The sequence below is a fragment of the Psychrobacter sp. CX10 genome, assembly GCF_057621575.2.
This window is the reverse complement of sequence record NZ_CM177736.1, coordinates 1,223,532-1,249,716: the sequence shown is the minus strand read 5'-3', so window position 1 is coordinate 1,249,716 and position 26,185 is coordinate 1,223,532. Positions and strand designations below refer to the sequence as shown.

32 protein-coding genes and 3 pseudogenes are annotated in these 26,185 nt (G+C 36.6%); 5 read left to right on the top strand and 30 right to left on the bottom strand.

Annotated elements, in window-relative coordinates; all coding sequences use genetic code 11:
* Positions 1-121: 121 nt before the first annotated feature.
* Positions 122-493: a DUF7079 family protein gene (locus AC21OH_RS04950; RefSeq protein WP_487371529.1), complete on the bottom strand. Its 372-nt coding sequence runs from the start codon at positions 491-493 to the stop codon at positions 122-124.
* Between the two features lie 204 nt (positions 494-697).
* Between AC21OH_RS04950 and AC21OH_RS04945 the strand changes: the two are divergent.
* Positions 698-931, top strand: a pseudogene (locus AC21OH_RS04945) (transposase); the annotation flags it as partial.
* 570 nt (positions 932-1,501) lie between these two features.
* Here AC21OH_RS04945 and AC21OH_RS04940 read toward each other — a convergent pair.
* From AC21OH_RS04940 to AC21OH_RS04880, 13 genes are all read right to left on the bottom strand, one after another.
* On the bottom strand, positions 1,502-1,825 hold the full coding sequence (locus AC21OH_RS04940; RefSeq protein ID WP_487371530.1) for a hypothetical protein: 324 nt from the start codon (positions 1,823-1,825) through the stop codon (positions 1,502-1,504).
* Between the two features lie 19 nt (positions 1,826-1,844).
* Entirely contained in the window at positions 1,845-1,976 is a 132-nt protein-coding gene (locus tag AC21OH_RS04935; RefSeq protein WP_487371531.1) for a hypothetical protein, read from the bottom strand.
* Positions 1,977-2,048: 72 nt separating this feature from the next.
* On the bottom strand, positions 2,049-2,402 hold the full coding sequence (locus tag AC21OH_RS04930; RefSeq protein WP_487371532.1) for a DUF7079 family protein: 354 nt from the start codon (positions 2,400-2,402) through the stop codon (positions 2,049-2,051).
* A complete protein-coding gene (locus tag AC21OH_RS04925; RefSeq protein WP_487371533.1) occupies positions 2,402-2,566 on the bottom strand; it encodes a hypothetical protein in 165 nt (54 codons plus the stop codon). Before AC21OH_RS04925 ends, AC21OH_RS04930 begins: the two co-directional genes overlap by 1 nt.
* Positions 2,567-3,248: 682 nt before the next feature.
* A complete protein-coding gene (locus AC21OH_RS04920; protein WP_487371534.1) occupies positions 3,249-3,887 on the bottom strand; it encodes a hypothetical protein in 639 nt (212 codons plus the stop codon).
* Positions 3,888-4,355: 468 nt separating this feature from the next.
* Positions 4,356-4,610 carry a hypothetical protein gene (locus AC21OH_RS04915; protein WP_487371535.1) on the bottom strand — a complete coding sequence of 85 codons (255 nt, stop codon included), beginning with the start codon at positions 4,608-4,610 and terminating at the stop codon, positions 4,356-4,358.
* A gap of 671 nt (positions 4,611-5,281) precedes the next feature.
* The gene (locus AC21OH_RS04910; protein ID WP_487371506.1) at positions 5,282-5,635 is read right to left on the bottom strand and encodes a DUF7079 family protein; all 354 of its coding nucleotides are present in this window, start codon (positions 5,633-5,635) and stop codon (positions 5,282-5,284) included.
* Between the two features lie 21 nt (positions 5,636-5,656).
* Positions 5,657-6,079, bottom strand: coding sequence for a hypothetical protein (locus AC21OH_RS04905; RefSeq protein ID WP_491140204.1), 423 nt, complete (start codon positions 6,077-6,079; stop codon positions 5,657-5,659).
* Positions 6,080-6,401: 322 nt separating this feature from the next.
* Positions 6,402-7,217 carry a WG repeat-containing protein gene (locus tag AC21OH_RS04900; protein ID WP_487371504.1) on the bottom strand — a complete coding sequence of 272 codons (816 nt, stop codon included), beginning with the start codon at positions 7,215-7,217 and terminating at the stop codon, positions 6,402-6,404.
* Between the two features lie 385 nt (positions 7,218-7,602).
* The gene (locus tag AC21OH_RS04895) at positions 7,603-7,956 is read right to left on the bottom strand and encodes a hypothetical protein (RefSeq protein ID WP_487371503.1); all 354 of its coding nucleotides are present in this window, start codon (positions 7,954-7,956) and stop codon (positions 7,603-7,605) included.
* 721 nt (positions 7,957-8,677) lie between these two features.
* Positions 8,678-9,265 carry a hypothetical protein gene (locus AC21OH_RS04890; RefSeq protein ID WP_487371502.1) on the bottom strand — a complete coding sequence of 196 codons (588 nt, stop codon included), beginning with the start codon at positions 9,263-9,265 and terminating at the stop codon, positions 8,678-8,680.
* A 3-nt stretch (positions 9,266-9,268) separates the two neighbouring features.
* The gene (locus tag AC21OH_RS04885; protein ID WP_487371501.1) at positions 9,269-9,877 is read right to left on the bottom strand and encodes a T6SS effector amidase Tae4 family protein; all 609 of its coding nucleotides are present in this window, start codon (positions 9,875-9,877) and stop codon (positions 9,269-9,271) included.
* Between the two features lie 159 nt (positions 9,878-10,036).
* The gene (locus AC21OH_RS04880; RefSeq protein ID WP_487371500.1) at positions 10,037-10,210 is read right to left on the bottom strand and encodes a hypothetical protein; all 174 of its coding nucleotides are present in this window, start codon (positions 10,208-10,210) and stop codon (positions 10,037-10,039) included.
* Positions 10,211-10,646: 436 nt separating this feature from the next.
* Between AC21OH_RS04880 and AC21OH_RS04875 the strand changes: the two are divergent.
* Positions 10,647-11,301 (top strand): annotated as a pseudogene (locus tag AC21OH_RS04875) (IS1595 family transposase).
* Between the two features lie 28 nt (positions 11,302-11,329).
* Here the strand turns inward: AC21OH_RS04875 and AC21OH_RS04870 are convergent.
* A complete protein-coding gene (locus AC21OH_RS04870; RefSeq protein ID WP_487371499.1) occupies positions 11,330-11,857 on the bottom strand; it encodes a hypothetical protein in 528 nt (175 codons plus the stop codon).
* Between the two features lie 240 nt (positions 11,858-12,097).
* Here AC21OH_RS04870 and AC21OH_RS04865 point away from each other — a divergent pair.
* Positions 12,098-13,185: pseudogene (locus tag AC21OH_RS04865) on the top strand (IS3 family transposase).
* Between the two features lie 18 nt (positions 13,186-13,203).
* Here the strand turns inward: AC21OH_RS04865 and AC21OH_RS04860 are convergent.
* The 12 genes from AC21OH_RS04860 to AC21OH_RS04805 form a co-directional block, all read right to left on the bottom strand.
* Complete coding sequence (locus AC21OH_RS04860) at positions 13,204-14,439, bottom strand: DUF2345 domain-containing protein (protein WP_487371498.1); 1,236 nt, start codon at positions 14,437-14,439, stop codon at positions 13,204-13,206.
* Positions 14,440-14,711: 272 nt separating this feature from the next.
* Entirely contained in the window at positions 14,712-15,728 is a 1,017-nt protein-coding gene (locus tag AC21OH_RS04855; protein WP_491140196.1) for a hypothetical protein, read from the bottom strand.
* Between the two features lie 110 nt (positions 15,729-15,838).
* Positions 15,839-15,955, bottom strand: a complete 117-nt coding sequence (locus tag AC21OH_RS04850; RefSeq protein ID WP_491140183.1) for a DUF2515 family protein — start codon at positions 15,953-15,955, stop codon at positions 15,839-15,841.
* Positions 15,956-16,111: 156 nt separating this feature from the next.
* On the bottom strand, positions 16,112-17,329 hold the full coding sequence (locus tag AC21OH_RS04845; RefSeq protein WP_491140194.1) for a hypothetical protein: 1,218 nt from the start codon (positions 17,327-17,329) through the stop codon (positions 16,112-16,114).
* Positions 17,330-17,331: 2 nt separating this feature from the next.
* On the bottom strand, positions 17,332-17,565 hold the full coding sequence (locus tag AC21OH_RS04840; RefSeq protein WP_487371613.1) for a DUF2515 family protein: 234 nt from the start codon (positions 17,563-17,565) through the stop codon (positions 17,332-17,334).
* Between the two features lie 66 nt (positions 17,566-17,631).
* Positions 17,632-18,009 (bottom strand): DUF7079 family protein, encoded by a 378-nt coding sequence (locus AC21OH_RS04835; RefSeq protein ID WP_487371614.1) that lies wholly within the window; start codon positions 18,007-18,009, stop codon positions 17,632-17,634.
* Positions 18,010-18,471: 462 nt separating this feature from the next.
* A complete protein-coding gene (locus tag AC21OH_RS04830; protein WP_487371615.1) occupies positions 18,472-18,741 on the bottom strand; it encodes a hypothetical protein in 270 nt (89 codons plus the stop codon).
* A gap of 210 nt (positions 18,742-18,951) precedes the next feature.
* Positions 18,952-19,278: a hypothetical protein gene (locus AC21OH_RS04825; RefSeq protein ID WP_487371616.1), complete on the bottom strand. Its 327-nt coding sequence runs from the start codon at positions 19,276-19,278 to the stop codon at positions 18,952-18,954.
* A gap of 282 nt (positions 19,279-19,560) precedes the next feature.
* The gene (locus AC21OH_RS04820) at positions 19,561-19,953 is read right to left on the bottom strand and encodes a T6SS amidase immunity protein Tai4 family protein (protein ID WP_487371617.1); all 393 of its coding nucleotides are present in this window, start codon (positions 19,951-19,953) and stop codon (positions 19,561-19,563) included.
* Entirely contained in the window at positions 19,953-20,198 is a 246-nt protein-coding gene (locus AC21OH_RS04815) for a T6SS effector amidase Tae4 family protein (protein ID WP_491140408.1), read from the bottom strand. The genes AC21OH_RS04820 and AC21OH_RS04815 overlap by 1 nt, the downstream gene beginning before the upstream one ends.
* A gap of 109 nt (positions 20,199-20,307) precedes the next feature.
* Entirely contained in the window at positions 20,308-20,889 is a 582-nt protein-coding gene (locus AC21OH_RS04810; protein ID WP_487371618.1) for an ankyrin repeat domain-containing protein, read from the bottom strand.
* Positions 20,889-21,509: a GH-E family nuclease gene (locus AC21OH_RS04805; RefSeq protein ID WP_487371619.1), complete on the bottom strand. Its 621-nt coding sequence runs from the start codon at positions 21,507-21,509 to the stop codon at positions 20,889-20,891. Before AC21OH_RS04805 ends, AC21OH_RS04810 begins: the two co-directional genes overlap by 1 nt.
* A gap of 167 nt (positions 21,510-21,676) precedes the next feature.
* Here AC21OH_RS04805 and AC21OH_RS04800 point away from each other — a divergent pair.
* Positions 21,677-22,842, top strand: a protein-coding gene (locus tag AC21OH_RS04800; RefSeq protein ID WP_491140049.1) for an IS3 family transposase whose coding sequence is annotated in 2 segments (ribosomal slippage) — positions 21,677-21,935 and positions 21,935-22,842 — 1,167 coding nt in all. Because the reading frame shifts where the segments join, the coding sequence is not laid out codon by codon here.
* Positions 22,843-22,885: 43 nt separating this feature from the next.
* On the opposite strand, the gene AC21OH_RS04795 is transcribed toward AC21OH_RS04800, so the two are convergent.
* Both AC21OH_RS04795 and AC21OH_RS04790 read right to left on the bottom strand, forming a co-directional pair.
* On the bottom strand, positions 22,886-23,326 hold the full coding sequence (locus AC21OH_RS04795) for a hypothetical protein (RefSeq protein ID WP_487371720.1): 441 nt from the start codon (positions 23,324-23,326) through the stop codon (positions 22,886-22,888).
* Positions 23,323-23,967, bottom strand: coding sequence for a DUF2345 domain-containing protein (locus AC21OH_RS04790; RefSeq protein ID WP_491140189.1), 645 nt, complete (start codon positions 23,965-23,967; stop codon positions 23,323-23,325). The genes AC21OH_RS04795 and AC21OH_RS04790 overlap by 4 nt, the downstream gene beginning before the upstream one ends.
* A gap of 85 nt (positions 23,968-24,052) precedes the next feature.
* Here AC21OH_RS04790 and AC21OH_RS04785 point away from each other — a divergent pair.
* A protein-coding gene (locus tag AC21OH_RS04785) for an IS3 family transposase (protein ID WP_491140049.1) occupies positions 24,053-25,218 on the top strand; the annotation gives its coding sequence in 2 pieces (ribosomal slippage) (positions 24,053-24,311 and positions 24,311-25,218; 1,167 coding nt in all).
* Here the strand turns inward: AC21OH_RS04785 and AC21OH_RS04780 are convergent.
* On the bottom strand, positions 25,206-25,997 hold the full coding sequence (locus AC21OH_RS04780; RefSeq protein ID WP_491140187.1) for a hypothetical protein: 792 nt from the start codon (positions 25,995-25,997) through the stop codon (positions 25,206-25,208). The two genes, AC21OH_RS04785 and AC21OH_RS04780, sit on opposite strands and share 13 nt — an antisense overlap.
* Positions 25,998-26,185 lie beyond the last annotated feature (188 nt).

The window sequence follows — 26,185 nt, the reverse complement described above, 5'->3', positions numbered from 1 at the left end:
CATTTGAATTTGGAAGTTATACCTGAACAATACACAACAGTCTCTAATCGGTTAATAAATTTAGTTTATTTAGTAAGTTATTCTATTTCATATGACTCTCACATCTAAGTAATATTTCAAATTATAAGGTTTGACCTCTTTTATTTTCTATATATTTTTTCAACACTTCCCATTCAGATTTAAATTTTCTTTTGTAGATACTAGCCTTTATATCTATTAAAAATTTATAGGCTTTAGAATTGCTATACTTATAAACATGTTTGGTGATGTTTTCTTCTAAAGCTTTCTTATTAAACCCTCCCCAAGCTATTGGAGCAGCAGTAAGTAAATTCGGTGCGCAAACTGGAGCAACCTTATAAAATAATGTGTATTCGATTATATCATTCGAATAATTAAATATTTTTCTAGCTACAGATTCATATGGTATCTCATTATCAATGAACAAATCAGACAAAGGGTACCAAATCTCTTGTTCTCCTAAAATACATTCCATGTTACATACTCCTCAGACTCTTCGTAGATTTTTCTTGAAAGTTCAGCCCCAGCTCATCCACCTTCCAACCCTCCAATATAAACAAATGCTAAAAAACATATTGGGCTGGCAGGCCCACAGACGAAAGAAGCAGTGTAACTATCCCCTAAAATAACACAGCTCAAACGTAGAATTTCTTATAAAATACCCATAAGGAGTTTTAACATGAGCAAACGAATGACTGAAACCCAAATAGTATCAATTTTAAAAGAAGCAGAAGCTGGAATACCTGCTAAAGAGCTGTGCCGTAAATACGGTATGGCTAGCTCGACCTACTACAAGTGGAAGTCGAAATACGGAGGCATGGAAGCGTCTGACGTCAAACGCTTAAAAGATCTTGAAGAAAAAAACCGTAGGCTTAAACAGATGTATGCAGATTTAAGCCTTAAAGCACAAATAGAGAACCACTCTCGATTGATAGTTCATCATTTATGGCATACAGGCAAGGTCAATTGTATGAGAGCAGACTGACAGTATTTATTAGATGCTCGCTATCACCAATGGATTGTATAAAGGTTTCATCATGGATTCTATGGGTGAAGTGGCTAACATAATTGCTGCCTGTTTGGGTCTCTATGCGGATGATTGATTAAGTTTGTCTATATAGTAAGTTATTCTATTTCATATAATGCAAGCAGTAGGTTTATCATAAAATTAGAATCGAACATCAATCTTCATTATCTTGTGAAGAATATACTCTGATAGAAGTGATGCTATTTGGTAAAGACTCAAGTTCATCGTATTTTTAAATGTCATTCTCTGTCAAACCAATAGCTTTAAATCCGATTAGTATATCTTCATAGTCATTTGATTTATAGACAAAATCGGCATCGTATAAATTATCATTAGTTTCAGACTTTATTAATTCATATTAAATAAGTGATATTAAGGTCTTTTAAATCTAATTGAAATTCAGTTGATATAAATTGTTTGTCAATGTTACTAATATAAATACTTCTTTCTTTGCTATCATTTAGATAAGTGAATATCTGTAGTCTCAAAACTATATCTAATCCAATTATTGGCTTTGGGAGTAAAAGGCTTATAGATACCAAGAATATTCGACTCTGAAATCAAATCTGTTTCATTAGAAACTAGTCTCATGGCAGCCTTTGTTATTTCTGTCATGTTTTTAAAATCAGAACGAGTGATTGATTGTAAGTTATTTGCTGTTATTAATGCTTTATATAACGATAGTCCACCTTGTTTAGCAGAGCCTTCAATTTGTGTGTTTTCAGAAGTTTCACAACTTACTAAAAAAAGAGATAGAGTAACTAGAGCGACTTTTATCATACTAAATTCTCAATTCTTATTATTTTGACATATCCGAATGATAAGAATATGTAGCAATGATATTAGGTACGGTAGTCCCTTTCATAGTCTTCCATTGGTCTTCAAGGATTATAGGATCAGCTATTTCAGTACCACTATGTTCGTATAACATGGTTATCCATACTTAGTTTTAAATAGATTATACCAAGAATACGGATTTAAATATCAAAGCATGCTTTAAACCTTAAAACTTATTATTATGTTTGTCTAATTCAAGTTTAAGTTCCTTCCATACATCATTCAAAAAGCAACTATAAAAAGCTCCTAAAATATTTGTTTTAAGTCTATATATTTTACTCTTACTGTATTTATTAATGTGTCTTCTTACTTTAATTATTACCTCAGCTTTATCAAAACCCATCCATTCTTGTGGTATTGGTGTAAAATAGACTGATCCATAAATAGGAGCAAGCTTGTAAAATAATGCTTCTTTTATTAATTCGTGAGGTATATTTTTTAGTTTTGAAGCAATAAATTTGTAATCAATTTCGCTATCTACAAAAATATCAGATAATGCAAACCACATATCTTCTTCCATTAGAAAATGTCCCATTCAATATATTCTTGAGCTTCATCGTAAATTTCTTCACCAGCCCATGCACCTAATACGCTTCCCCCTAAACTACCTAAGATACCTACCACTACTGCCATAGCACACACTGGAGCACCTGGTCCACAAAATAAAGAAATTCCTAGTGCCAAACCTATTGCACTGTGAACATCATCGATACTTTGAATATTTGTCACAGGAGCAAAGGCGGCTAGAGTATCAAGCGTAATATAAGTAATAAAGTGCTGGATAATAATTATGTCAGGAATTAAGTTTACAAAATAAGTGATGGCAAATAAGGTTGCGTTAAATCGGTCATGCAGTGTTTGATAATAGCGTATTGAACCAATATTTTGGATTATATCTTCTAATTTAATTGGCTTACAGACTGTTAAAAATAGCTTAATTACACCAGTAAGATTAAGTGCTTCACTGGTATCTCAATAATTTAATGCTTTACTTGATAATTGACACTTTTATAAACTTTAAGCATTTTAAATTTAATTAAGGATTGTAAAACGCTTGAACAGTTGCTTCATCTTCTAAACAAAATATGGTTAACCCATAAACATTTTAGAGCGCTTATAAAAGCATAAAAAACTAATAGTAATTAGCTTATTGCTTATAGAGTTGTATAACTTGAAAATACCAAATATTACCAATTATATTGAAAGTCTGTTAAGTGGGTTAAAACGACAATATAATTGTTATATTTAATTCAATTAATTACTTAATCTAAAGTTGGTAAAGAGCTTTTTAGTGACGTACTCTGTAGGATAGCCTGAATTATATCCATAAGACTAGCCTCAAGTTTTTCAGCGTAGATTTTGTACATTACACCTGGTTGATAGATATTTTTACATATTGAAATGAATTTATTTGGTCTGATTTCTCTTTTAAATATAAATATCTATTCAACTCTGTATTATCAAACTTATTGAAGAACTCAATCTTAATATTAGGGTAATTTTTTGAGGAATAAATAGATTTGATTTTATATTCATTAGTAAGTCTAGAGTCATCATCGTATTCATATTCAATAGCCTTGTTTTCAATTAGAACTAATCTGTCAAAACTTACGTCATACTTGTATATATTTTCGTTGGTAGGAATAATAATAATATATTCAATCAATTTTTTATCATGATTAATACCAATTTTACTTTTGTAAGAATTATTTTCAAAATGAAATACTGATTGTGCACTTCTTTTAGGAATGACTGGTTTGTATTTACCTAATACAGCTCTATTCTCTTCATCTAAAAAATTTTGATGTAGAATATTAATTGATGTATAAAGAATTCTATTAATATTATCTTCATTAGTATCAGTTTCAATGGTTTGTTTTTTAACATACAAATTGTTATACCATTGAAATTTATCCTTAATATTTAAATCTTCTCTTTGTATATCAAAATGATGTGTAAAAAGATTGACTATAAATATGGATAATACGGGTATATTAAGTCTCATTTATATCACCATGATCCGCTCCGACAATATCAGAGTGTGAGTTGCTCGAATCAGTTAGCTTTGTCTGACTCATTAATCTAGTTGAAAAGTAAGTAGCATTTCCCGCTTTACACTATTATCTTGGTTTGCACATGGGCAGTCGCTAAGGCTAGTATCATTACTGTGCTGCGATACTGCCACTAGCTAAGCGCCTGCAATCCTGTGCTTTACCAAGTATAACCGTTTCAATCGGGGCTAGCGGTTAGATTGTATTCTTGCTTAGGATGGGCGTGGTTAAAGCTATTATAAGCTTCTCCATCAAATTGCCAAATGACAATTCCCCAATTATTGTTTGGATAGTCTAGCAGAATTGTGCCTTGTTTGAAGTAGCCTCGGCTTTAAGATTTAGCATAGGTAAACCAAAATCCTGATTTAGAACAAGTCTAGTTTACAGGGCAACGTCCTCGAGCCATTGAGATGAGTTCAGGTTTAGCTTATGGTCAATTTTTCTACCATATTCAAATTACATTCTTTAATACGATGACTAGATTTTTCTAAGCCCCATAATTCAAATAATATTCCTTTATAAAATCTATGAGTGTGATAAAATTTATTATTTTCACCCGAGTTTTCGTTTAATACTATTTCATTATCTATCTTGTATAAATAGTCTGTGTAAAGCTCATCTAATAACTTAGTACTCGCTTCTTCATCATCAATTATTAAGTTAATAGTCTGTTCCATCTCAAACTTGTCTCGTTCACTTAACTTATGCCCAAATTTATTTCTTTTATAAGCATCATTGAAGCCATATGTAATATTATTTATATAATTATCACCTAAAACTCGTATATATCCTTCACTTTTTTCGAATGTAAAAGTATCTGTATAGTCTTCATTTTCTTCGAATTTATCACTTAAAGTATTCTATAATTTCGAATGTCTTAATCTTTTGATAAATTCAACTCTTGAAACAAGAATAATTGGATTTTTTCTTTCTATACCAGTTACAGGTATCACAGGCTCTATTAACTCATACTCGTCAATTGATGTAAATTGGTGACAATCTTCAATAGGGTTCTCTAAATTTGATTTTCTATTTGTTAAATCATAACAACTAGCTATAGTAAAAATCGGAAATATTATATACATAATCTTAAACATATCTATAACCCCAAAATTTATTAGTTTTATAGTTTTAATTCACACTTCTGTCTTCTCTAAGTAGATCCCACTGCCATTTAAATAGTGACCACATATGATTGCGGTACTGATTACTACCACCACTATTTTTGTCGTTGAATCTAAAAAAAATGAGTAGTCCATTAAATTATCAGTATATCCTTGATAGAAACTATGTATTGCTCATAACGCACTGTGTATTGATATTTACTCATCAAAGCATGCTTTAAACATTAAAACTTATTATTATATTTGTCTAATTCAAGTTTAAGTTCCTTCCATACATCATTCAAAAAGCAACTATAAAAAGCTCCTAACATATTTGTTTTAAGTCTATATATTTTACTCTTACTGTATTTATTAATGTGTCTTCTTACTTTAATTATTACCTCAGCTTTATCAAAACCCATCCATTCTTGTGGTATTGGTGTAAAATAGACCGATCCATAAATAGGAGCAAGCTTGTAAAATAATGCTTCTTTTATTAATTCGTGAGGTATATTTTTTAGTTTTGAAGCAATAAATTTGTAATCAATTTCGCTATCTACAAAAATATCAGATAATGCAAACCACACATCTTCTTCCATTGGAAAATTTCCCCATTTATTTTATTCGTCAGCTTCATCGTAAATCTCTTCTCCTGCCCATGCACCTAATATGCTTCCCCCTTGATTACCTAAGATAGCTACCACTATTGCCATAGCACATACTAGAGCACCTGATACATTAAATAAAGAAATACCTAGTGGTAAGTCTATCGCACTTTGAGCATCATCGATACTTTGGGTGTCTGTTACATGAGCAGAGGCGGCTGGGGTATCCATGGCTAGCTTGACGGTAAAGACACTTGAGTCATAGACGGATGTGGTGACTGTGCATTGCAGTGGATGTGATACTGCATCCGTATTAAATCGCTGAACATTAACGTGGCTAGGTAGGGCAGTAACACGATGCGTTATGGCAAGTACGGGTACGTGAACCCAATCATGTAGAGCTTGATGAAAGCGTATCGCACCGATGTTATAAATCATATTGTCCGCTTCGCTGGGCGTGCTACTGGTGATGTTCAAGCGTGGCGGGGTGTGCTTAATCGTTTGGGTGTGACGTAGATAGCCGGTTAGACCCGGACGCGATAGACGCTAACAGACATGTGCCTAGCCGCTGCGTTGTCATGCTAACCACATTGTTATGGATATTTATATGGGTACGGGTACGATACGAGATCGCCAAAACAGGTGTGGTTTGAATATAATTGTCAAGCAGCGTAGCAAAAACTCACAAGATTATGTGTACAGATTTGAGGGCAGGGGTCATTAATACTCATGCAATGTAAATTGACTACTTTCAAACAAACTATTCAAGTTTGTATAGGTAATCAACAGTGACTGGTTTGTTAAGACGTTTGCCAGTCATATCTATTAAAAATGTTTCTCTACCTTTTATAACTTGGGCTTCCCCAAATCTGAATCTATCAGCATCATCGTATATGAATGGAATGACTGCCATTCCTTTTTTATTAATGTAACCCCACTTACTATTAAGTTGAACACTGGCTAGACCTTCATTAAAGTCGTAGCCTTCATCGTAGATACACTCGATAACTTCTTCAAACTGCTCATTAATGTAACCTCGTTTTCCATCTCTTTTAACAGAAGCTAATCCTTCATTAAAATGATCAATTGAGTCGTATTTTAAAGGAAGTAATACTTCGCCTTTGGTATTTATTATTCCCCACTTATTATTTAATTGGACACTAGCCATACCATCATAGAAGTTTGATGAACGCTCATATAAAAAATCGACAACAACGTTTCCTTGACGGTCTACATAACCCATCTTGTTATTCTTTTCAACCCTAGCATATCCTTGTTTAAAATAATCTGCAGAAGAATATTCAGGTTCAATAACTACTCTACCTCTATATTTATAACCCCACTTACCTTCAGACTCAAAGGGCTTGAAGTCATAATCATCTACTTCACTTGGCTCAAAATAGATATCATTGTAAGCGAGCTCATCATTAAAATTTTTAATGCCATCCAGATTTTCATCTTGAACTTGATTAGACTCTAAGTCCGAGTTTGATGCATTAGAAAACTCTGAATTTAAGCTGTCAAATGTGCAACCTAATACAATAACAACTGAAGTTAATAAGAATAATTTTTTCATAATAATTTATCCACAATTACATTTACCTTTGTTAGGTAGAAACCATATATCACCGAACGCACTTTGATAACCGCCGTCATCCCAGGTTTTTGTCACAAAAGCCGCATGTTTGTTGCTAACCATTATAAAAGCGCTATCTGATGGCATGTTACTTCTTATAGCATCAAACTGAGATTGGGATGTTATTGAATAGTGAGGTTTAGGAAGTTTATTAATATAACGTCCCATAAGTCTAGCAGATAGAATATATCTCATACCATCCGTATTCTTATTAACCCATCTATGTTAGCGGGTATTAGCTTACCGGCTTTGTTTAAACCATAACTTACTCGAGTTGCGCATGTGTTTTCTACTCCTCCGGGGCTATTTTCACCATAAGAATTATTTATCCAGCCACATTCAGGTGGCGGTAGTCAATACCACTTGGGATGTCAAAGCTTAAGGTCAAGGGAGAATGAATAAGATGCGCCTTTGAGCTAAGGGGAGACTGATGGCGCTCATGGTTATAGGTTTTAATGGCATAGGTGTCTATACTGTGCTGGACATGCTGTGAGTTATCGTTTGGGATAAGTGAGTAGATTGAGGATAGTTCATTTCTATTATTAATCAGTGCATCAAGCCATTTGCTATGCTCATTAATATCTAAGTGTTGACTGGCATAAGCCGCTTGAGTGCTAACTTCGGAGGCGTAAATGCTGTCAAGGTGAATGTGTAGGGCTGTGTTATGTAGAGTTGGCATGAATATAGTCATTGTTTTTCACCTAGGGTAAATTCAATAGGCTGATCACAGGCTTTACCCTCTTCGGTGTCATTACTGGCTATAGGGTCGGTATATACTTAACTTGAGGTAGTTAGGCAGCTTGCGTCAATACCGCGTCCAATAAGGTATTGATTGACAGCTTATGTTCGCTGTTTAGATATTAAAAGGTTGGCGTTAGCGTCGCCTGTGTTATCTGTGAGGCCTGTGTAGCATTTCCCGCTTTACACTATTATCTTGGTTTGCACAGGTGCTGTCCCTAAACGAGTGTCATTCCTATGCTACGATAATCCCACTAGCCAAGCGCCTGCAACCCTGTGCTTTACTAAGTATAACCGTTACAATCAGGTCTAGCGGTTAGATTGTATTATTCCAAATGGTAGGCGTGGATGAAGCTTTCTAGTAAAAACCCAGTGTCAAGGCTGGTTTAGTGTTGGTCTTAAAGCTTATTTATAGTTAATTCCCTTTAATTTATAGTCTCTTCATTTTTCTTAGGTTATTCAGATATTACTGTTAATAATGGCTTAAATAAGTGGCCTAATATATAAAAGATTATCAATGAATATATCGAGCCTAGCGAGCATCAGTAAAATCGCTTCATTAAACAGGTTAATAAGGAGGAAGCCTTGACAATGTTATTATATTTTAACAAATAACATTATATAATTAATTTTATGCTATTTATAAACTTAGTTTAAATGAATTATCTAACCATCATACCTGTTTTATAGTAAATAATTAATGGCTCATGCAAGGTATGTTGCTGTGAGTTTTTCATAATTTTTGATGTCATTTGCACCACCGCATATTCATCGTTTACTGTCATCCATTGAACAGGAAATGTTTTAGCTGATTCGATAGGATTACCTGGAGCGGTAAGCTTGCCTTTATTTTGACTTTCAACTTGAGAGATGTCATAACTAAAATATTCATTGTTATGTACCCCCTCAATATGGCACTCAGACCTGATGGCATGATAACAATAAACAAGCATATTGTTTGATGGATGTAGTAAGTAAACCAACTCTCTAGAATCATTATCATTAATTAATTTTTCTAAGCTTTCCTTAGCGTTAAAATTTATAGTGATTGATGATCGAGAAGTTGATGGTAGTTTATCTGTGTCATCAGCATAATTATGGTCATTAGTTATGATGTCTTTAGATTTAATTTTCTCATTATTAATTTTTTTTTGAATAACATCTTTTTCACTAGTCGATGTTTTTACAGCTGTTTCTTTACAACCACATCCCAAAAATAAAAATAATGTTATAATAAATATTTTTTTCATAATTTATCCACAAGAGCATCTTCTAGTAGGAAGGAACCACACATCTCCAAGATAAGATGTAGCAAAACCATCTTGATAGTTAATTGTTACGACAGTTGCATGGCCTTTTTTTGCCATAATAAAAACATAATCGTGAGTTAACGATGATTTAAGTTTATTGAATTCTTCTTTAATATTTAAGGTATAGTCAGGTTTTCCTAGCGTATGCAAATATCTATTCATTTCGGCAGCATCAAGGATGTATCTTTGATTATCCTTAAAATTCAAATTTGCTGAAGGTGCTCCTCTAGGTATAGGTCTTCCAGCTTTGTTTAATCCATAACTTACTCTTGCAGCACATGAGTTTTGTAGACCGTCAGGACCGTTTACACCATAAGCTTTTCCGATGTTACCTCCGATTTTTTCCCAAGCTTGGGCACCACTGTAATCATCATAATTTAAGTAGTGTTTCATAAAATCATCGGCATATGGTAGCTTACAATTACATTTTATATGACGACTAATATTAACTCTTGTTAGAATTTGGATTTCTTCACTAACTGCATTCGATATACTATCACCTTCAAGTATAGCAAATGAGTTTCGTTGATTTCCATTAGTAGGTGTTGGCATAATTTACTCCTTATCTGAATATCTCCGCCCTCAAGCGTAATACTTCGCTGAGCCTGCATTGATGGTTATCTTATTGGTTGCCGCAATCTCAACTGCTTGGGTTGAAGACGAAGTATTCACATCCTGCTTAGCGGTTGCCTCAAGTCGTCCTGTATGTGCCTATACGATTATATTATCTTTGGCATTGGTCATACTCACACTACCATCTGCCACAAGAGTCGTTGACTCACCACTGACTTGATAATGTCCCTTACAACTGTTCACTATCCTATCTTGCTGCGTTGTAGACAGCATCTCACCCACAGAGCGATGTACCAGCAAATCTTCACTCACATAACTGCTATCAGCAGCGCTGTCGACTAAGGTATAAGGGGTTTTATGATGCGTGGTTTGGGTTTGCTCGTCAGCAATAGACTCAAGTTGGGTCTTAATATCTTTATGGCTATTAACGTGACGACCTAAACCTGTGGCAATCTGGGTTAAGCTCTCACTTAAATGCTGACCACCAAGACTAGTTTGATTGAGGGTAGGGGTATGATGTAATAAATACGTATACAGGCTGATTGGAGAGTAATAGCATTTCCCGCTTTACACTATTATCTTGGCGTGCACAGGGGCAGTCGCTAAGGCGAGTGCCATTCTTGTGCTTCAATACTGTCACTAGCTAAGCGCCTACAACACTGTGCTTTACCAAGTATAACAGTTACTAATTAAATTTATGAATAATAAATGGGCCTGAACTAAATAAACATTATGCTAAACTACTTTTATGAAGCTAACCCGTTTTAACTTAAGTAAAAAAGTAAAGTTAAAGTTACTTGAGTACTTTGTACTTGAAGTAACTGCTTGTTCAGCGGCTTATATAATGGGTATACAACCGAATTAAGCTATATTATACTATCGAAAGATAAGACTCGTTATAGACTATTATCTATCACCTGAAGCAGATGACGTCTTCGATGGCGGAGTTAAATTAGACAAAAGTTATTATGGAGGTCTACGCAAAGGTAAAGGAGTTCTAGACGCTGCTGGTAAGACAGCCGTATTTAGTATTTTAAAACGAAACGGTAAGGTTTATACCATTGATGTAGGTTATACCAGACATAGAACTCTAATGCCTGTTATTAAGCGTAAGATAAAGCCTGATAGCTTTATCTACACCGATAACTATCGTGGTTATAATGCCTTAGATGTGAGCGCATTTGAGCATTTTAAAGTAAATCATTCTAAAGAGTTTGCTCAAGGTCGTAATCATATAAATTGCATTGAAAACTTTTGTAATAAGTCTAAACGTATTCTTATAAAATATCATGGAATAGATAAAAAGAACTTCCACCTGTTTTTTAAAAGAGTATGAGTTTAGATTTAATTATGGGTCACCATCTGATCAGCTTAAAACTCTGATAAATTGGTGTTATATATAACCCTTATCTACTTCAGACCCTAATACATTTAAAATGTAGAAGTTTTAAATTCATCAACATTAGTCAAATTACCTTCTTCTTTAATCTTCGCTTTTATTTTAGAGTCTGTAATAATGGTGGCAGGAGTGCTTAAAAAGATTCGACCATCTTTGTTGAAAATCGAAGAGTTTATAATAAAAGCTGTGCATCTTTCATAAATATTAGTTTTATCAGCATTAGTTGTACCATATACACAAAAAGTAGGGTCAGACATTAGTACAGATTCATAACTAGAGTTAATAATTTTCTGTTCTACAATCTTATCGTCTTCTGGATCATAGTAGAATGCTAGGGTCTTAGCATCCAAAAATAAACGACAGGTATAATACAAATATTTTTTTGCTATATGTTTGCTATCTGAAAACTCATAAGTGGAAATCGATGCACAATTGCTATAACTATCTTGATTCGACATAATCTTATATGCTTCTATTCTATAGAACAAATGGGTACTTATCCATATTAATAATATAGCTATTAAAGGATAGACAATAATAGCATTTATAATTTTCTTCATGTAAATCTCATTATTAAGCTAATATATAGTCCATATATTTAGATAAAAATTTATAAGGAGAACTTCTTGGTCCGTTACTATTTCCATCTCCCATCCCCAAACTTCTTGTATTTATTAACTCAGGTTTTGTCCATACTATCATATCTCTTCCAAACCCTTTCTGGTTTGGTAATCCTCCCAAAAAACAATAACACCTAAAAGTAGAAACTAACTGCTAAAATACTAGTAGGAGATTTCGACATAAAAAAATCAAGATTTACCGACACTCAGATTGTTAATATACTCAAACAGGCAGAACAAGGCATACCTGTCAGTGACATGCTGCGTGAACACAATATAAGTCAGAGCACCTACTACAAATGGAGAAGCAAATACGGTGGTATGGACGCCTCACTCATTACCCGTCTTAAAGAATTAGAAGCTGAGAACGCTCGTCTTAAAAAGATGTACGCGGAAGAACGGCTTAAATCAGACATCTTACAGGACGCTATATCAAAAAAGTGGTAGCGCCCTCTAGGTGCAAAGAGCTTGCTCAGCATTACATCAAAGCCAGAGCCATTAGCGTACGCTTGGCCTGTCTGATCTTTAACATCAGCATAACCTGCTATTACTATCAGCCAAAGACAGCGGATGAAAATAAGCAGATAGCTAGGCTATTGATTGACTTAACCAACGACCATAAAAACTGGGGCTTTAAGCTATGCTTTCTATACTTAAGAAATGTACTCGGATTACCTTACAATCATAAGCGTGTTTATCGTATCTACCGTGAGCTTTAATTAAACCTGAGAATCAAGCCTAAACACCGTATTAAACGAGACAAACCCAAAAAGCTTGCTGTGCCTGCTAACGTCAATCAAAGCTGGAGTATGAACTTTATGCACGATACCTTAACCGATGGTAGAGCTATTAGACTCTTTAATGTCATTGATGACTTTAACCGTGAAGCATTAACCATAGAGGTTGACTTCTCATTACCCGCTCAAAGAGTGATACGTAGTTTAAATCAACTGATTGAATGCCGTGGCAAACCTAATCAAATCAGGTGTGATAATGGCCCTGAATATATCAGCAATGATTTAAAAGACTGGGCAACTGAGCAAGGTATTGTTATCGAATACATTGAGCCTGGCAATCCTCAGCAAAATGCTTATGTAGAGCGCTTTAATAAAACAGTTCGTTATGATTGGCTTAATCAGGAGCTATTTGATAGTTTAGAGCAAGTGAGACAGCAGGCTGAGGCTTGGCTCAATCACTATAATAACGAGAGACCCAATATGGGTAATGGTGGCTTTACGCCGATTCAGAAACTTAATATGGCAGCTTAGTTCTACTTATTTAGTGTTTTAAATATGGGGGTATTTACTATGCTTACCTGCTTTTTCAACAAACTCATTGGCCTTAATCGTAATATCACCACCCTCAAGCGTAATACTCGCTGAGCCTGCATTGATAGTTACCTTATTGGTTGCCACAACCTCAACTTCTTTAGTTGAAGACGATATATTCACATCCTGCTTAGCGGTTGCCTCAAGTCGTCCTGTATGCGCCGATACCATAATATTGTCTTTGGCATTGGTCATACTCACACTACCATCTGCCACAAGAGTTGTAGACTCACCACTGACTTGATGGTGCGTTTTACCACTGGTCACAAACCTATCTTCTTGCGTAGTTGATAGCATTTCACCCATAGCGCGATGAACCAGCAGATCTTCACTCACATAACTGCTATCAGCGGCGCTGTCTATTAAGGTATAGGGAGTTTTATGATGCGTGGTTTGGGTTTGCTCTTTGGTAATGGCCTCAAGTTGGGTCTTGATATCCTTATGACTATTCACATTGCGACCTAAACCTGTGGCAAGCTGGGTTAAGCGCTCGCTTAAATGCTGACCACCAAGACTGGTTTGGGTGAGGGTAGGGGTATGATGTTGATAATCATGCTCAGAGCTTTGGTCATGAGTTTGGGGTTGGCTTGATATGACCAGTGCTTGACCCGTTTTGACACTTACTTGTACCGTGGTGGTGGCATGTATGCCGTTACGCTGAGGAGTCGACTCTGTGCTTGCTGGGTTAATGATACCCATCTTAAGGGTAGCATCGACATCACCTTGGTTGATATTAAGCTGTGAGTAGGCTTTATCAGTTCTATGATCAGTTACCCATTCAGAATGCCCACCGTTTGCAGTATGTCGATAGCCGCTTTCTATTGCTTTTTCATTTTCAGCTTTAAAAAGACTAGGACGCGTGGTAGACAATAAGCTACCCGCATTGATTAAATGCTCACCATCACCAAGTGACTGAACCAAGGTTTGATCATCAGCTCTATGTGTAAAGTGTGTCCCATAGTTTGCGCCTGCTTGTGCTTCCATACGGTGTATAGGCTGTGCAGGTGCATCAAACAAGGCTAGGCGAGTAGGGGTCATGTTATCACGGCTGTCTGTGTCTGACTGTGTATCAGTTATTCCCGTCATCGGCGGGGTGCTGTGTTTGCTATAAAAAGCACCTACCCATGGGGTATCGGCTGTGATAAGAACCAGCTGGGTTAAGTGACTGTCAGTTTGGGTATAGGTTGGTAGCATTTCCCGCTTTACACTATTATCTTGGTTTGCACAGGGGCAGTCGCTAAGGCGAGTGTCATTCCTGTGCTACGATACTGCCACTAGCCAAGCGCCTGCAACCCTGAGCTTTACCAAGTATAACCGTTACAATCGGGGCTAGCGGTTAGATTGTATTCTTGCTTAAGGTGGGCGTGGTTAAAGCTATTCTAAGCTTCTCCATCAAATTGCCAAATGACAATTCCCCAATTATTGTTTGGGTAGTCTGGCAGAATTGTTCCTTATTTGAAGTAGGCTCAGCTGTCAGCTTTAGCATGGGTAAACCAGAATCCTGATTTAGGACAAGGCTGATTTTCAGGACAACGTCCTCTAGCCTTTGAGGTGAATTCAGGTTTTTTAGAAGACTGCTTCTCATAGTAAGGTGTCATGTCTTCGCCAGACTCTTGACGCTTGATGAATTCTTCAAAGGTTATTTTATAAGGGTCAATTGATACAAACTTGCTGGTGTCGATACCTGTCTTCTCTAGAACATTTGGTAAGGTGTAGTCTGGTTGATCTTGTTGGATGTCGAGGCCTATTTCTAGAGCCTTGGATTCACTTTCTAATCTCCAAGTGGGAATTTTCAAATAAATTTTAGGATATACCGTCTCCCAATCATTTCGATGATCAGCGCCTACAGTCGATTTCACTTTTTCAATTTGGTCGTATATAGTGAGAATTATCAAATAATGGCGATTATTTGTCATTTCATCTGTTTGTCGGTTTAATCGTATATCCATAAACGTATCAGTATTATTTCGTACTTTCCATATTTGCGAATCACTCAATTGCATCCACTCATCAAAAGTTAAGTCTTTAGATATATCTAAGTAAAACTCATGGCCTAGTGGATTTATAGAGAATTCGAAACTATCATCTGGAGATAGCCGTGCATGAGATATACCATTATCATAAACCCAACCCTTATCTTGCAACTGCTTAAAGAAAGCCATAGTTTTCTCATAGGCTTCTTTATCACTTATACTTACTTTATCTTTATTGTAGAGAAAAGCGATATCATAATTCGTTAACAGACCATCGTTTATTTTTACATTATCATATGCCATGACATACATCACGCCATCTATTAGGATTTCATCATTAAAATATTTAAATAGCAGTGGTGCTTCTTGATAACGAGGAAAGTCATAGCCTTGAAAGGTAGCTCCCATTGGCTGAGCATCTGCTTCCTGATATTGCTTATAATCAGGATTCATTTCATACAGCTCTTTTGCTGTAATATTCAATGCAATTTCTAAGGGCTTACTCGGCATAACGACCTCTTTATTAGCTTGACAAGCAATTGTATAAAATAATAGAACAATAAAGATAATAGGTAAGCATAGTCGTTTTAACATAGGGCTGAAACGTATTTTATATAAGCTCATGAGTCTGCCTTGTTGTACCAACTAACCATAGTTCTTAGCTGATTGTGCATATAAGTCTTTTCATTTTGCATCAATCCATGAAATTTTTTAGCAGCCCTATTAATCCATTTCATTCTATTCTCCTTATTAGCATTTGCGATGTTTTTGTAAGCTACTATACTGCCACTAGCCAAGCGCCTGCAACCCTGTGCTTTACCAAGTATAATCGTTTCAATCGGGGCTAGCGGTTAGATAGTATTCTCGCATAGGGTGGGCGTGGTTGAAGCTTTCTAAGCTTCTCCATCAAATTGCCAAATGACAACTCCCCAATTATTGTTTGGGTAGTCTGGCATAATTGTGCCTTGTTTGAAGTAAGCTCGGCTGTTAGCTTTAGCATGGGTAAACCAGAATCCTGATTTAGGACAAGGCTGATTTGCAGGACAACGTCCTCGAGCTTGGCTGGTTATTTCAGGTTTAGCTTTTGGTTGGTTCTCATAGTAAGGTGTCATGTCTTCGCCAGCCTCGAAGCGTTTAATGAATTCTTCAAAGGTTATTTTATAAGGGTCAATCGATACAAACTTGCTGGTGTCGATACCTGTCTTCTCTAGCACAATTGGTAAGGTGTAGTCTGGTTGATCTTGTTGGATGTCGAGGCCCATTTCTAAAGCTTGAGTTTCAGCATATAACCTTGCTTGCGGTAAGTCTGGATAAGACTTTGTAAAAACTAATTCCATAGTATCGTTTGGATTGTCGTAACTGATATAACTGTTGATATAAACTTCTTCTGACCTAAAATCCAAGCTGATCATATAAACGTAATTATTAATCTCTTCTTCAAAGTTGTATTGCAATCTAACATCTAAGAACACATCAGTACCATGGCGCAGTTTCCATGCTTGCAAGCTCGGTAAGCTCTTGAACTGATCAAAGGTGAGAGGGTATTGATAGTTCAAAAAACTAGATGATACATTCTCATTAGTGACATAAGAATAACTATCTTGAACAGATATACGAGCATTAGTGACACGGCGATCATTTTGCCAACCTTGCTCTTCTAGTTGTTTAAACAACTTTTGCACAGCGGTATAAGCATCTTTTTTTGTAACGCCATAGCTACCTTGAGAGTTGGGGACGAAAAAATCAATTCGAACCGACTGTATGCCTCGTTTAGGTTTATCATGAATATAAAAGCCTGAGGTCATACCGACATTATTAATAGTAAGCGGGGGAACGTTAGGGTGGTTAAAGGTAGCAGTCCCATTGTTAGATGGAAAGTTAATTTCGTAAAAAGTAACCCCTAAGCTGCCAATATTGAGTGGATTATCGTCAAAACTCCAATACTGTTTAATGTGCTCATTATTTTTTTTAAAGGTTTCTGGACTCTCTTCTACTGAAACATACGCATGAGGCGGCATAGTATTTACTTTATTATTTTCACTACAGGCTACTGAAGATAGTGATAATGAAATTGCTAGTAATACTGTTTTGATAAGTTGATGTTTAAGCATAACTATTCCAAAGTTTTGTTAATCCATCCTGCTATTTTGACCATCTCCCTCTCAACTTTTGCTTTCGTATCATTATCGTTCATAAGATTAATAAATTGCTCGGCAACACTGGTAATCCACTTCATCCTTTTAGTAATATTAGCCAGTTTGATATAATCAGGTGTAATATTTATTAATTTGGGATCATTTGTGTCCGCTTTTGAAGTAAATACAATCTGCAGTTCAGGAATAGACATTTTTCCTCTTCCAAATTCAGCCAATTTATTCAGCGCATAGCTTACTCGAGTAGATCAATACGAGCTCTACTGCTTTGGATTTTGGTGATATTTATCTATATAATTTTTCATGTTTTTCCATTTCTCATTAACTGACTTATCAAATATTTTCATTAGTATGTCAGATTTGATTCTATATAGAGCATTGTTTTGATAATTTTTAATATGTTTTCTAACTGCTGAAACAACATACTCTCTATTATAACCACCATAATCAATTATATAGACTGAGGTTAATATCTTAGGTTTAAAGACAGGTGCAATTTCATTAAAGAAAATTAATTTTAATTCATTTAATGGAAGATGGTTTAACTCTCTAGCAACATAATCATATTCATTAATATCTTCTACAAATATATCTGACATTAGATACCAAATATCATGTCGATTTAAATTTTCTTTCATATTTAGTTCCAACTAGTAAACTCTTGAGCTTCATCATAGATTATCTCTGAACTCCAAGAGGTAAAGACAGTCCCTAATACACTAAATATCAATATTAAAGTACCAAAACACAAATAAGCTGCGGGTCCACATACTAATGAGCCCACTGCGTAGTTTGCGAATATTGAGCGTTAAAAATTACTATGTGACACTCTCTCCTGATACCACTATCCTTACATCTGCTATAGTACTGGCTTCAATTGCACCTATATATGGATCGACAGGCTCTATAACTTCTCAATTTTTTAACATTCCGGGTTCCCCCTACAAACTTTTGAATTGAGAATGACAACTGATTCACGGCTATTACTACTACCAGTGTTGCTATAACCACTCTAGATTGCTAGTTCATCAACTATGTGAATGGAAACTATGAGTCTTTGAGTTTCATAAAAAAAATCATTATCCAATTGTTACATTCAACTATTGCATATACTCCCATGAGTCAGGGGTCTCGTAACTTTCATCTATAGTGTAGCCTTGTTCTTTAAGTTCAAGCTCTTGCTTTGATCTACCATTTAAAGCCATTTTAATGGTGTCTTCATAGGCTTGTCTCAAGGCTGCCCCTTCAAGTTTAGAGCCATTTTCTATTAAATTAACGCCGACATATTCTTCCGTTTCAAAATAAAACCTAAGCATATACTGCTCTTGTCTAATCTCGTTAGCTTCTGTTCTTTTAAGAGTAATACCCATTATAATGCCATCAAGATATAAATTATAATACAGACTTTGGTCTGGGTTGCTGTTAAACAAGTCAAACCATTCTTCATAGCTTAAAATATAACTAGGATCCGTGACTTCGTTAGATTGCTTTATAGACCTAAGATTATCTTGTTTTGAAATACGAGGTGCATAGGGGGCATAATATTGATGCCAACCTCGTTGATTAATTTGTTTTAGTAGTTACTTGTAGGCTAAGTAAGCTTCTTTTGGCTTTACAAATTCTGCTTTATTTAAGCCGGAATTAATACGTATACCTATAATACCTTTAATTAAATTGCTATTTTTAGAGTTTCCTAGTACGGAAAATACATTATCTATAGTTAAAGTATGACCTCCATGAGCAATATTAACAGACCCTAGATTAGGAGGCGTCCAAAACAAACTAAAAAAGCTCATTCCAGCAGGCTGAACATCTGCATTACCACCAGTATAAGTTATAAAGTCTTCAACGCCTTGTTGAATAAAGTGCAGAGTGACTTTTTGTGGTGTAGGCTTAGATTGCCCCATGCAAGAAGTTGTAGTTAACAAGGCTAGTAGACATAGAAGAATAGCAATAAAAAACTATCGCATAAAAATCTTATATATTCGAATTTGCTTCAATATATGTGCAAACTATTGACATTGTTCGTCTTTGAGCATGGTTCGAGCCATAACTAACGTCTTTGTTTTTTGTTGTGTTAAATAAAATGTAATGCGTTACTTTTTTTTCAATTACTAATTCTAGACAGCCCCTAATTAAAGTATATAAAATATAAATTTAATTTTTTTAATTTTATAATTTATATATTCTTATTCATATATTTCAGAATCAAGCTGTTTAATATAATCGTTATACTCTGGACTGTTATATAAACTTAGACAGGAAACTAGTGCAACATCCTTATCATATGTTGAAAAAGCACTTTCTTGATAGTTTTCTTTTACAAATCTTCTAACATTTTTGTATATCCTTAAATCATGAGAGCCAGACTCTAAATAAGCTGATTCAGCAATAGAAAACTCTTTATAGATTTGGCTTTCTTCATCTGGAGTCTTGTATCTCATGCAAAAAGCCATACCAAAATTCTTAAGTTTCTGTCTGGAATCAATAATATGTGATTTTTTTATTGTTGTATTCGTAGTTGCGCAGCCCTGTAATAATAATATAAAAGGGATAAGGGCTATTACATATAAACATCTCATTACTTTATCTCCCAGAAAATAACCTCAGTAGTCTGTGCAGAGCCACTATGGTAAAAATAACATTTGTCACCACAATCAGAACCATTCCAAAGCGTTACATGACCAGTCGCGTTATTAAAGCCTCTAACACCAAATATTTTTATGCCTGTTTTTTCCGTAAGTTGTTTAAGAACTTCAGACATTGATATTTGTGTCGAACTAAAAGTCGAGGTTGGCTGACCAAAATGTTTTTTTGCAAGTTTAATAGCATCTTTTACTCTTAATAAATATATCTTATTATCAGAACCTTTCGCCCATCCCCCTCTACTATATATACACTCATACTATTTTCCAAACGGACATTAAATATAATATTTAATCAAGATAAGGACGATGACCTTTCTCGTATTTCTCCATCAATTTGATAACAGGGATAAACCTTGGGTCATTAGATCTGTATTTTTTAATCTTTTCTAAAATACTGCCACCACCTGTATCAAAGTTAACATCCCCTTTTTTTTCTAACATCATTTTTAGTAAGCCTAACTCTTCGGGCATGCCATTAATATACGCAAGTGGTGTTATATTTTTATCATTAGGTATATTGGGATTAGCACCTGCCTCAAGTAATAACTTAGCTGCTTCAACATTCTGAGCTCGCATGGCATAATGCAAAGGCGTCATACCATAGCAGTCCTGAGTGTTTACAGGCACACCATTATCTATATAGAATTGAATGGTTTCTTTAGGAGAAGGGTTAATTAAATTCGCTCTATGAAGGTAGTTCCATGATTCTTCTTCTGAGATGCTTAGTATATCTAAAGTTTTGTTGATTAAAAATATTTTTTTCAATAGTTTAATATTCCCTTCACTTTCTGCAACAGCCACCCGAAGTTTGGGACTACTTTTATAAAGTTCGTCAAAACGTGCTTCTACACTACTTTTATTATTTTTCATTAGTTGCCCTTTTTAGGAGATTGATTCATATCGTTTAATATCCTCTCTAATTCTCCACGCCCAGGTTTTTCACCTTTGTGACTTATATTCTCAGGCCCGTTTTGAATCTCAAATATATCAGGTCTGGAATTTACATAGTCATTTAACTGTTTTTGGGACATACCTAATTTTTCAGAGGCTTCTATTAGTCGCCTATTCTCCCACCCCTCAATATGACCATAGTGTAATGGCGGCTCTATAACTTCACCAGTTAATTTGTCTATAGCTTTACCGTCCTCTGTAAAATCATATCGTTCTCTAATTTTACGTTTCGTTTCTGATCGAATGGATGGCCTCGTTAAGCTTGTTATAGGTTTATTTGGGTCATAAGTATAACGTCCTTTTTCATCTCTAGGAGGATCTTTCGATCCAACCCGAGAAGTATTTGAGTTATTATGGTTTACGACCTCACCTGACGCACGATTATTAGTTGAAGCAAGGGCTGTACTTGGTTTATTACCTAAAGCTATTCCAGAACTTGCAACATTACTACTAGCCGTTGCAGGCGTCCTCGTAAGCCAGCCTTCAATTTCTTTTATGATGATATTGGCTTTACGATCAAAATCCCTTTGGATTTGCACTAGTTTTTGCTTGTTTGCGCGACTTAAACTATTTAAAAACTTTGGAGTTAAAATTTTATTTAGTAAGCTTTTTAATTTACCAATATCTAAAGCTCTTCTAATTGAGCTATGCTTAAGAAACCGTAGAGATAAACTTGGTAAACTAGTGACTCAATGAGGAGTTTACCATGACCAAGAAAATCAGAACTTATAGCGCAGAATTCAAAGCCGAAGCCGTCAAGAAGATAGCACAGAACAACGGAAATATTACAGCGACCGCAAAGCAGCTTGGCATCGCCATGCAAACGCTATCGAACTGGCATCACAAAGCCAATCAAGGCAAACTTGAAGGGACAGAGCAGTACGATCCACAGCTTATGGCTGTGATAGAAGAGAACAAGCGCCTTAAACGACAGCTTAAAGTTGCTGAAGAGGAACGAGAGATCCTAAAAAAGGCCACCGCGTACTTTGCGAAAAACAATTAGTGAAGTACGCCTTTATAAAGACGAATAGACAGATTTTTAGTATCGTCTCTATGTGCCGGGTATTAAAGGTTAAGTGTTCTAGCTACTATGACTGGATAAATCGCGATATCAGTGAGCAGCAGATACATCGTAACCGCTCTGAGCTACTGGTTAGAGCCGCTCATAGTGAAAGTAAAGAACGTTATGGTGCTGAGCGACTGCAGGCAAAGCTGACAGAGCAAGGGTTTGATATTAGCCTATACATGGTTCGACGTATCAAAGAAGAACATAACATCAAATGCCGTCGCCACAAACGCTTTAAAGTCACCACCGACTCACACCATAACAAGTTAGTTTATCCAAACGTGCTGGATCAAAAGTTTGAAGCCAGTCGACCTAATCAATCTTGGGTCAGTGATATGACTTATATCTGGACAAACGAGGGCTGGCTGTACTTGGCTGGTGTTAAAGACTTGTATACCAAAGAGCTTGTCGGCTATGCCATCAATAAACGTATGACTGCGGATCTTGTATGCCGTGCACTCAATATGGCCATTAAGAACAAACGACCCAGCAAAGGGCTAATCGTTCACTCTGATAGAGGTAGCCAGTACTGCAGCCATGCGTATCACAAGATCATCAAGCAGCAGCATTTTATAGGCTCTATGAGTGGCAAAGGTAATTGCTATGACAACGCTCCGATAGAAAGCTTCTGGGGTACATTAAAGAATGAACTGGTATATCACCAAGACTATAAAACAAGATTTGCAGCGATCAGCGATATCATTGGCTATATTGAGCTGTACTACAACCAAACGAGGATTCAAAAGAGTTTAGGCTATAAATCGCCAAGACAGGTGTGGTCTGATTATTGTCGTCAGGCTGCGTAACTAAAATCTCCCAAGTTTAATTGTACGGATTTGACAGCAGGGGTCAAATAGCTTGTTCTGGGTTGCCAGTCCCATTATTTCGCATAAATGCTAGTAAGTCTTCGGGATTTTTACCGCCTAATTTAATCGCTTTAATAGAGCTTTTGACGGCATCTCCAACGACAGGTATTAAGCCTATAAGTGCTGCAATAAGTATGAACCATAATGTTATATCAGAAGGCTTATCTTTTAAGTTCATGACAGCTTTAACGATATCTCGAGCATCTACCAATTGTCCAGCAATAGGCACAGCTCCAATGACAATCTCAGCAAACAAAGCCCATGATGACGTATTCTCACCAATTAAAAAGCTACCTACTTCTTTTTTTAATTCCTCAAACCATCCTACAGGTTTCTCATTGGTACTATTCTTTCGTTTTTGCGGCGTATAATCCTTACCAATATTCGTTATGCCTAAAGCACCTCCTCCGAAACCATTACTCATACATCATCCTCCAGATTTATATAAGGCTTAAACTCTGCAGGATCTTCTCCATAATATAACCGTGCTTGACCTTTTGGTACACCCACTAAACGAGCATAGCCATTTTCATCAAGTGTGCCTTCACGTACAGAACCATCTTCAAACTCTACTCTATAGGGTGCCCCGCTAACAGGCGTATCATCATCGTATAAATAATTAAGCTCAATAAAGGTAAGGGGTTCTGCAAGTACGTTAGAAGGTAAGCTAGAAACGAAACGCCCATCAAACCCACCCTTAGCTGGATTATGCTTACCTGCCTTTTCAATAAACTCATTAGCCTTAATCGTAATATCACCACCCTCAAGCGTAATACTTGCTGAGCCTGCATTGATGGTTACCTTATTGGTTGCCACAACCTCAACTTCTTTAGTTGAAGACGAAATATTCACATCCTGCTTAGCGGTAGCCTCAAGTCGTCCTGTATGCGCCGATACCATGATATTGTCTTTGGCATTGGTTATACTCACACTACCATCTGCCACAATAGTTGTAGACTCACCACTCACCTGATGGTGCGTTTTACCACTGGTCACAAACCTATCTTCTTGCGTAGTTGATAGCATTTCACCCATAGCGCGATGAACCAGCAAATCTTCACTCACATAACTGCTATCAGCGGCGCTGAGCTATGCTGAAGAAACCGTAGAGATAAACTTGGTAAACTAGTGACTCAATGAGGAGTTTACCATGACCAAGAAAATCAGAACTTATAGCGCAGAATTCAAAGCCGAAGCCGTCAAGAAGATAGCACAGAACAACGGAAATATTACAGCGACCGCAAAGCAGCTTGGCATCGCCATGCAAACGCTATCGAACTGGCATCACAAAGCCAATCAAGGCAAACTTGAAGGGACAGAGCAGTACGATCCACAGCTTATGGCTGTGATAGAAGAGAACAAGCGCCTTAAACGACAGCTTAAAGTTGCTGAAGAGGAACGAGAGATCCTAAAAAAGGCCACCGCGTACTTTGCGAAAAACAATTAGTGAAGTACGCCTTTATAAAGACGAATAGACAGATTTTTAGTATCGTCTCTATGTGCCGGGTATTAAAGGTTAAGTGTTCTAGCTACTATGACTGGATAAATCGCGATATCAGTGAGCAGCAGATACATCGTAACCGCTCTGAGCTACTGGTTAGAGCCGCTCATAGTGAAAGTAAAGAACGTTATGGTGCTGAGCGACTGCAGGCAAAGCTGACAGAGCAAGGGTTTGATATTAGCCTATACATGGTTCGACGTATCAAAGAAGAACATAACATCAAATGCCGTCGCCACAAACGCTTTAAAGTCACCACCGACTCACACCATAACAAGTTAGTTTATCCAAACGTGCTGGATCAAAAGTTTGAAGCCAGTCGACCTAATCAATCTTGGGTCAGTGATATGACTTATATCTGGACAAACGAGGGCTGGCTGTACTTGGCTGGTGTTAAAGACTTGTATACCAAAGAGCTTGTCGGCTATGCCATCAATAAACGTATGACTGCGGATCTTGTATGCCGTGCACTCAATATGGCCATTAAGAACAAACGACCCAGCAAAGGGCTAATCGTTCACTCTGATAGAGGTAGCCAGTACTGCAGCCATGCGTATCACAAGATCATCAAGCAGCAGCATTTTATAGGCTCTATGAGTGGCAAAGGTAATTGCTATGACAACGCTCCGATAGAAAGCTTCTGGGGTACATTAAAGAATGAACTGGTATATCACCAAGACTATAAAACAAGATTTGCAGCGATCAGCGATATCATTGGCTATATTGAGCTGTACTACAACCAAACGAGGATTCAAAAGAGTTTAGGCTATAAATCGCCAAGACAGGTGTGGTCTGATTATTGTCGTCAGGCTGCGTAACTAAAATCTCCCAAGTTTAATTGTACGGATTTGACAGCAGGGGTCACGCTGTCTATTAAGGTATAAGGGGTTTTATGATGCGTGGTTTGGGTTTGCTCTTTGGTAATGGCCTCAAGTTGGGTCTTGATATCCTTATGACTATTCACATTGCGACCTAAACCTGTGGCAAGCTGGGTTAAGCGCTCGCTTAAATGCTGACCACCAAGACTGGTTTGGGTGAGGGTAGGGGTATGATGCTGATAATCATGCTCAGAGCTTTGGTCATGAGTTTGGGATTGGCTTGATATGACCAGTGCTTGACCCGTTTTGACACTTACTTGTGCCGTGGTGGTGGCATGTATGCCGTCACGCTGAGGAGTCGACTCTGTGCTTGATGGGTTAATGATACCCATCTTAAGGGTAGCATCGACATCACCTTGGTTGATATTAAGCTGTGAGTAGGCTTTATCAGTTCTATGATCAGTTACCCATTCTGAATGCCCACCGTTTGAAGTATGTCGATAGCCGCTTTCTATTGCTTTTTCATTTTCAGCTTTAAAAAGACTAGGACGCGTGGTAGACAATAAGCTACCCGCATTGATTAAATGCTCACCATCACCAAGTGACTGAACCAAGGTTTGATCATCAGCTCTATGTGTAAAGTGTGTCCCATAGTTTGCGCCTGCTTGTGCTTCCATACGGTGTATAGGCTGTGCAGGTGCATCAAACAAGGCTAGGCGAGTAGGGGTCATGTTATCACGGCTGTCTGTGTCTGACTGTGTATCAGTTATTCCCGTCATCGGCGGGGTGCTGTGTTTGCTATAAAAAGCACCTACCCATGGGTATCTGCTGTTATAAGAACCAGCTGGGTTAAGTGACTGTCAGTTTGGGTATAGGTTGGTAGCTATTCCCGCTTTACAATAATATCTGCCTTGCCCATGGAGTGCAGACTTTTGTGGCTAGTGTCGTTACTGCTATGACCATACCG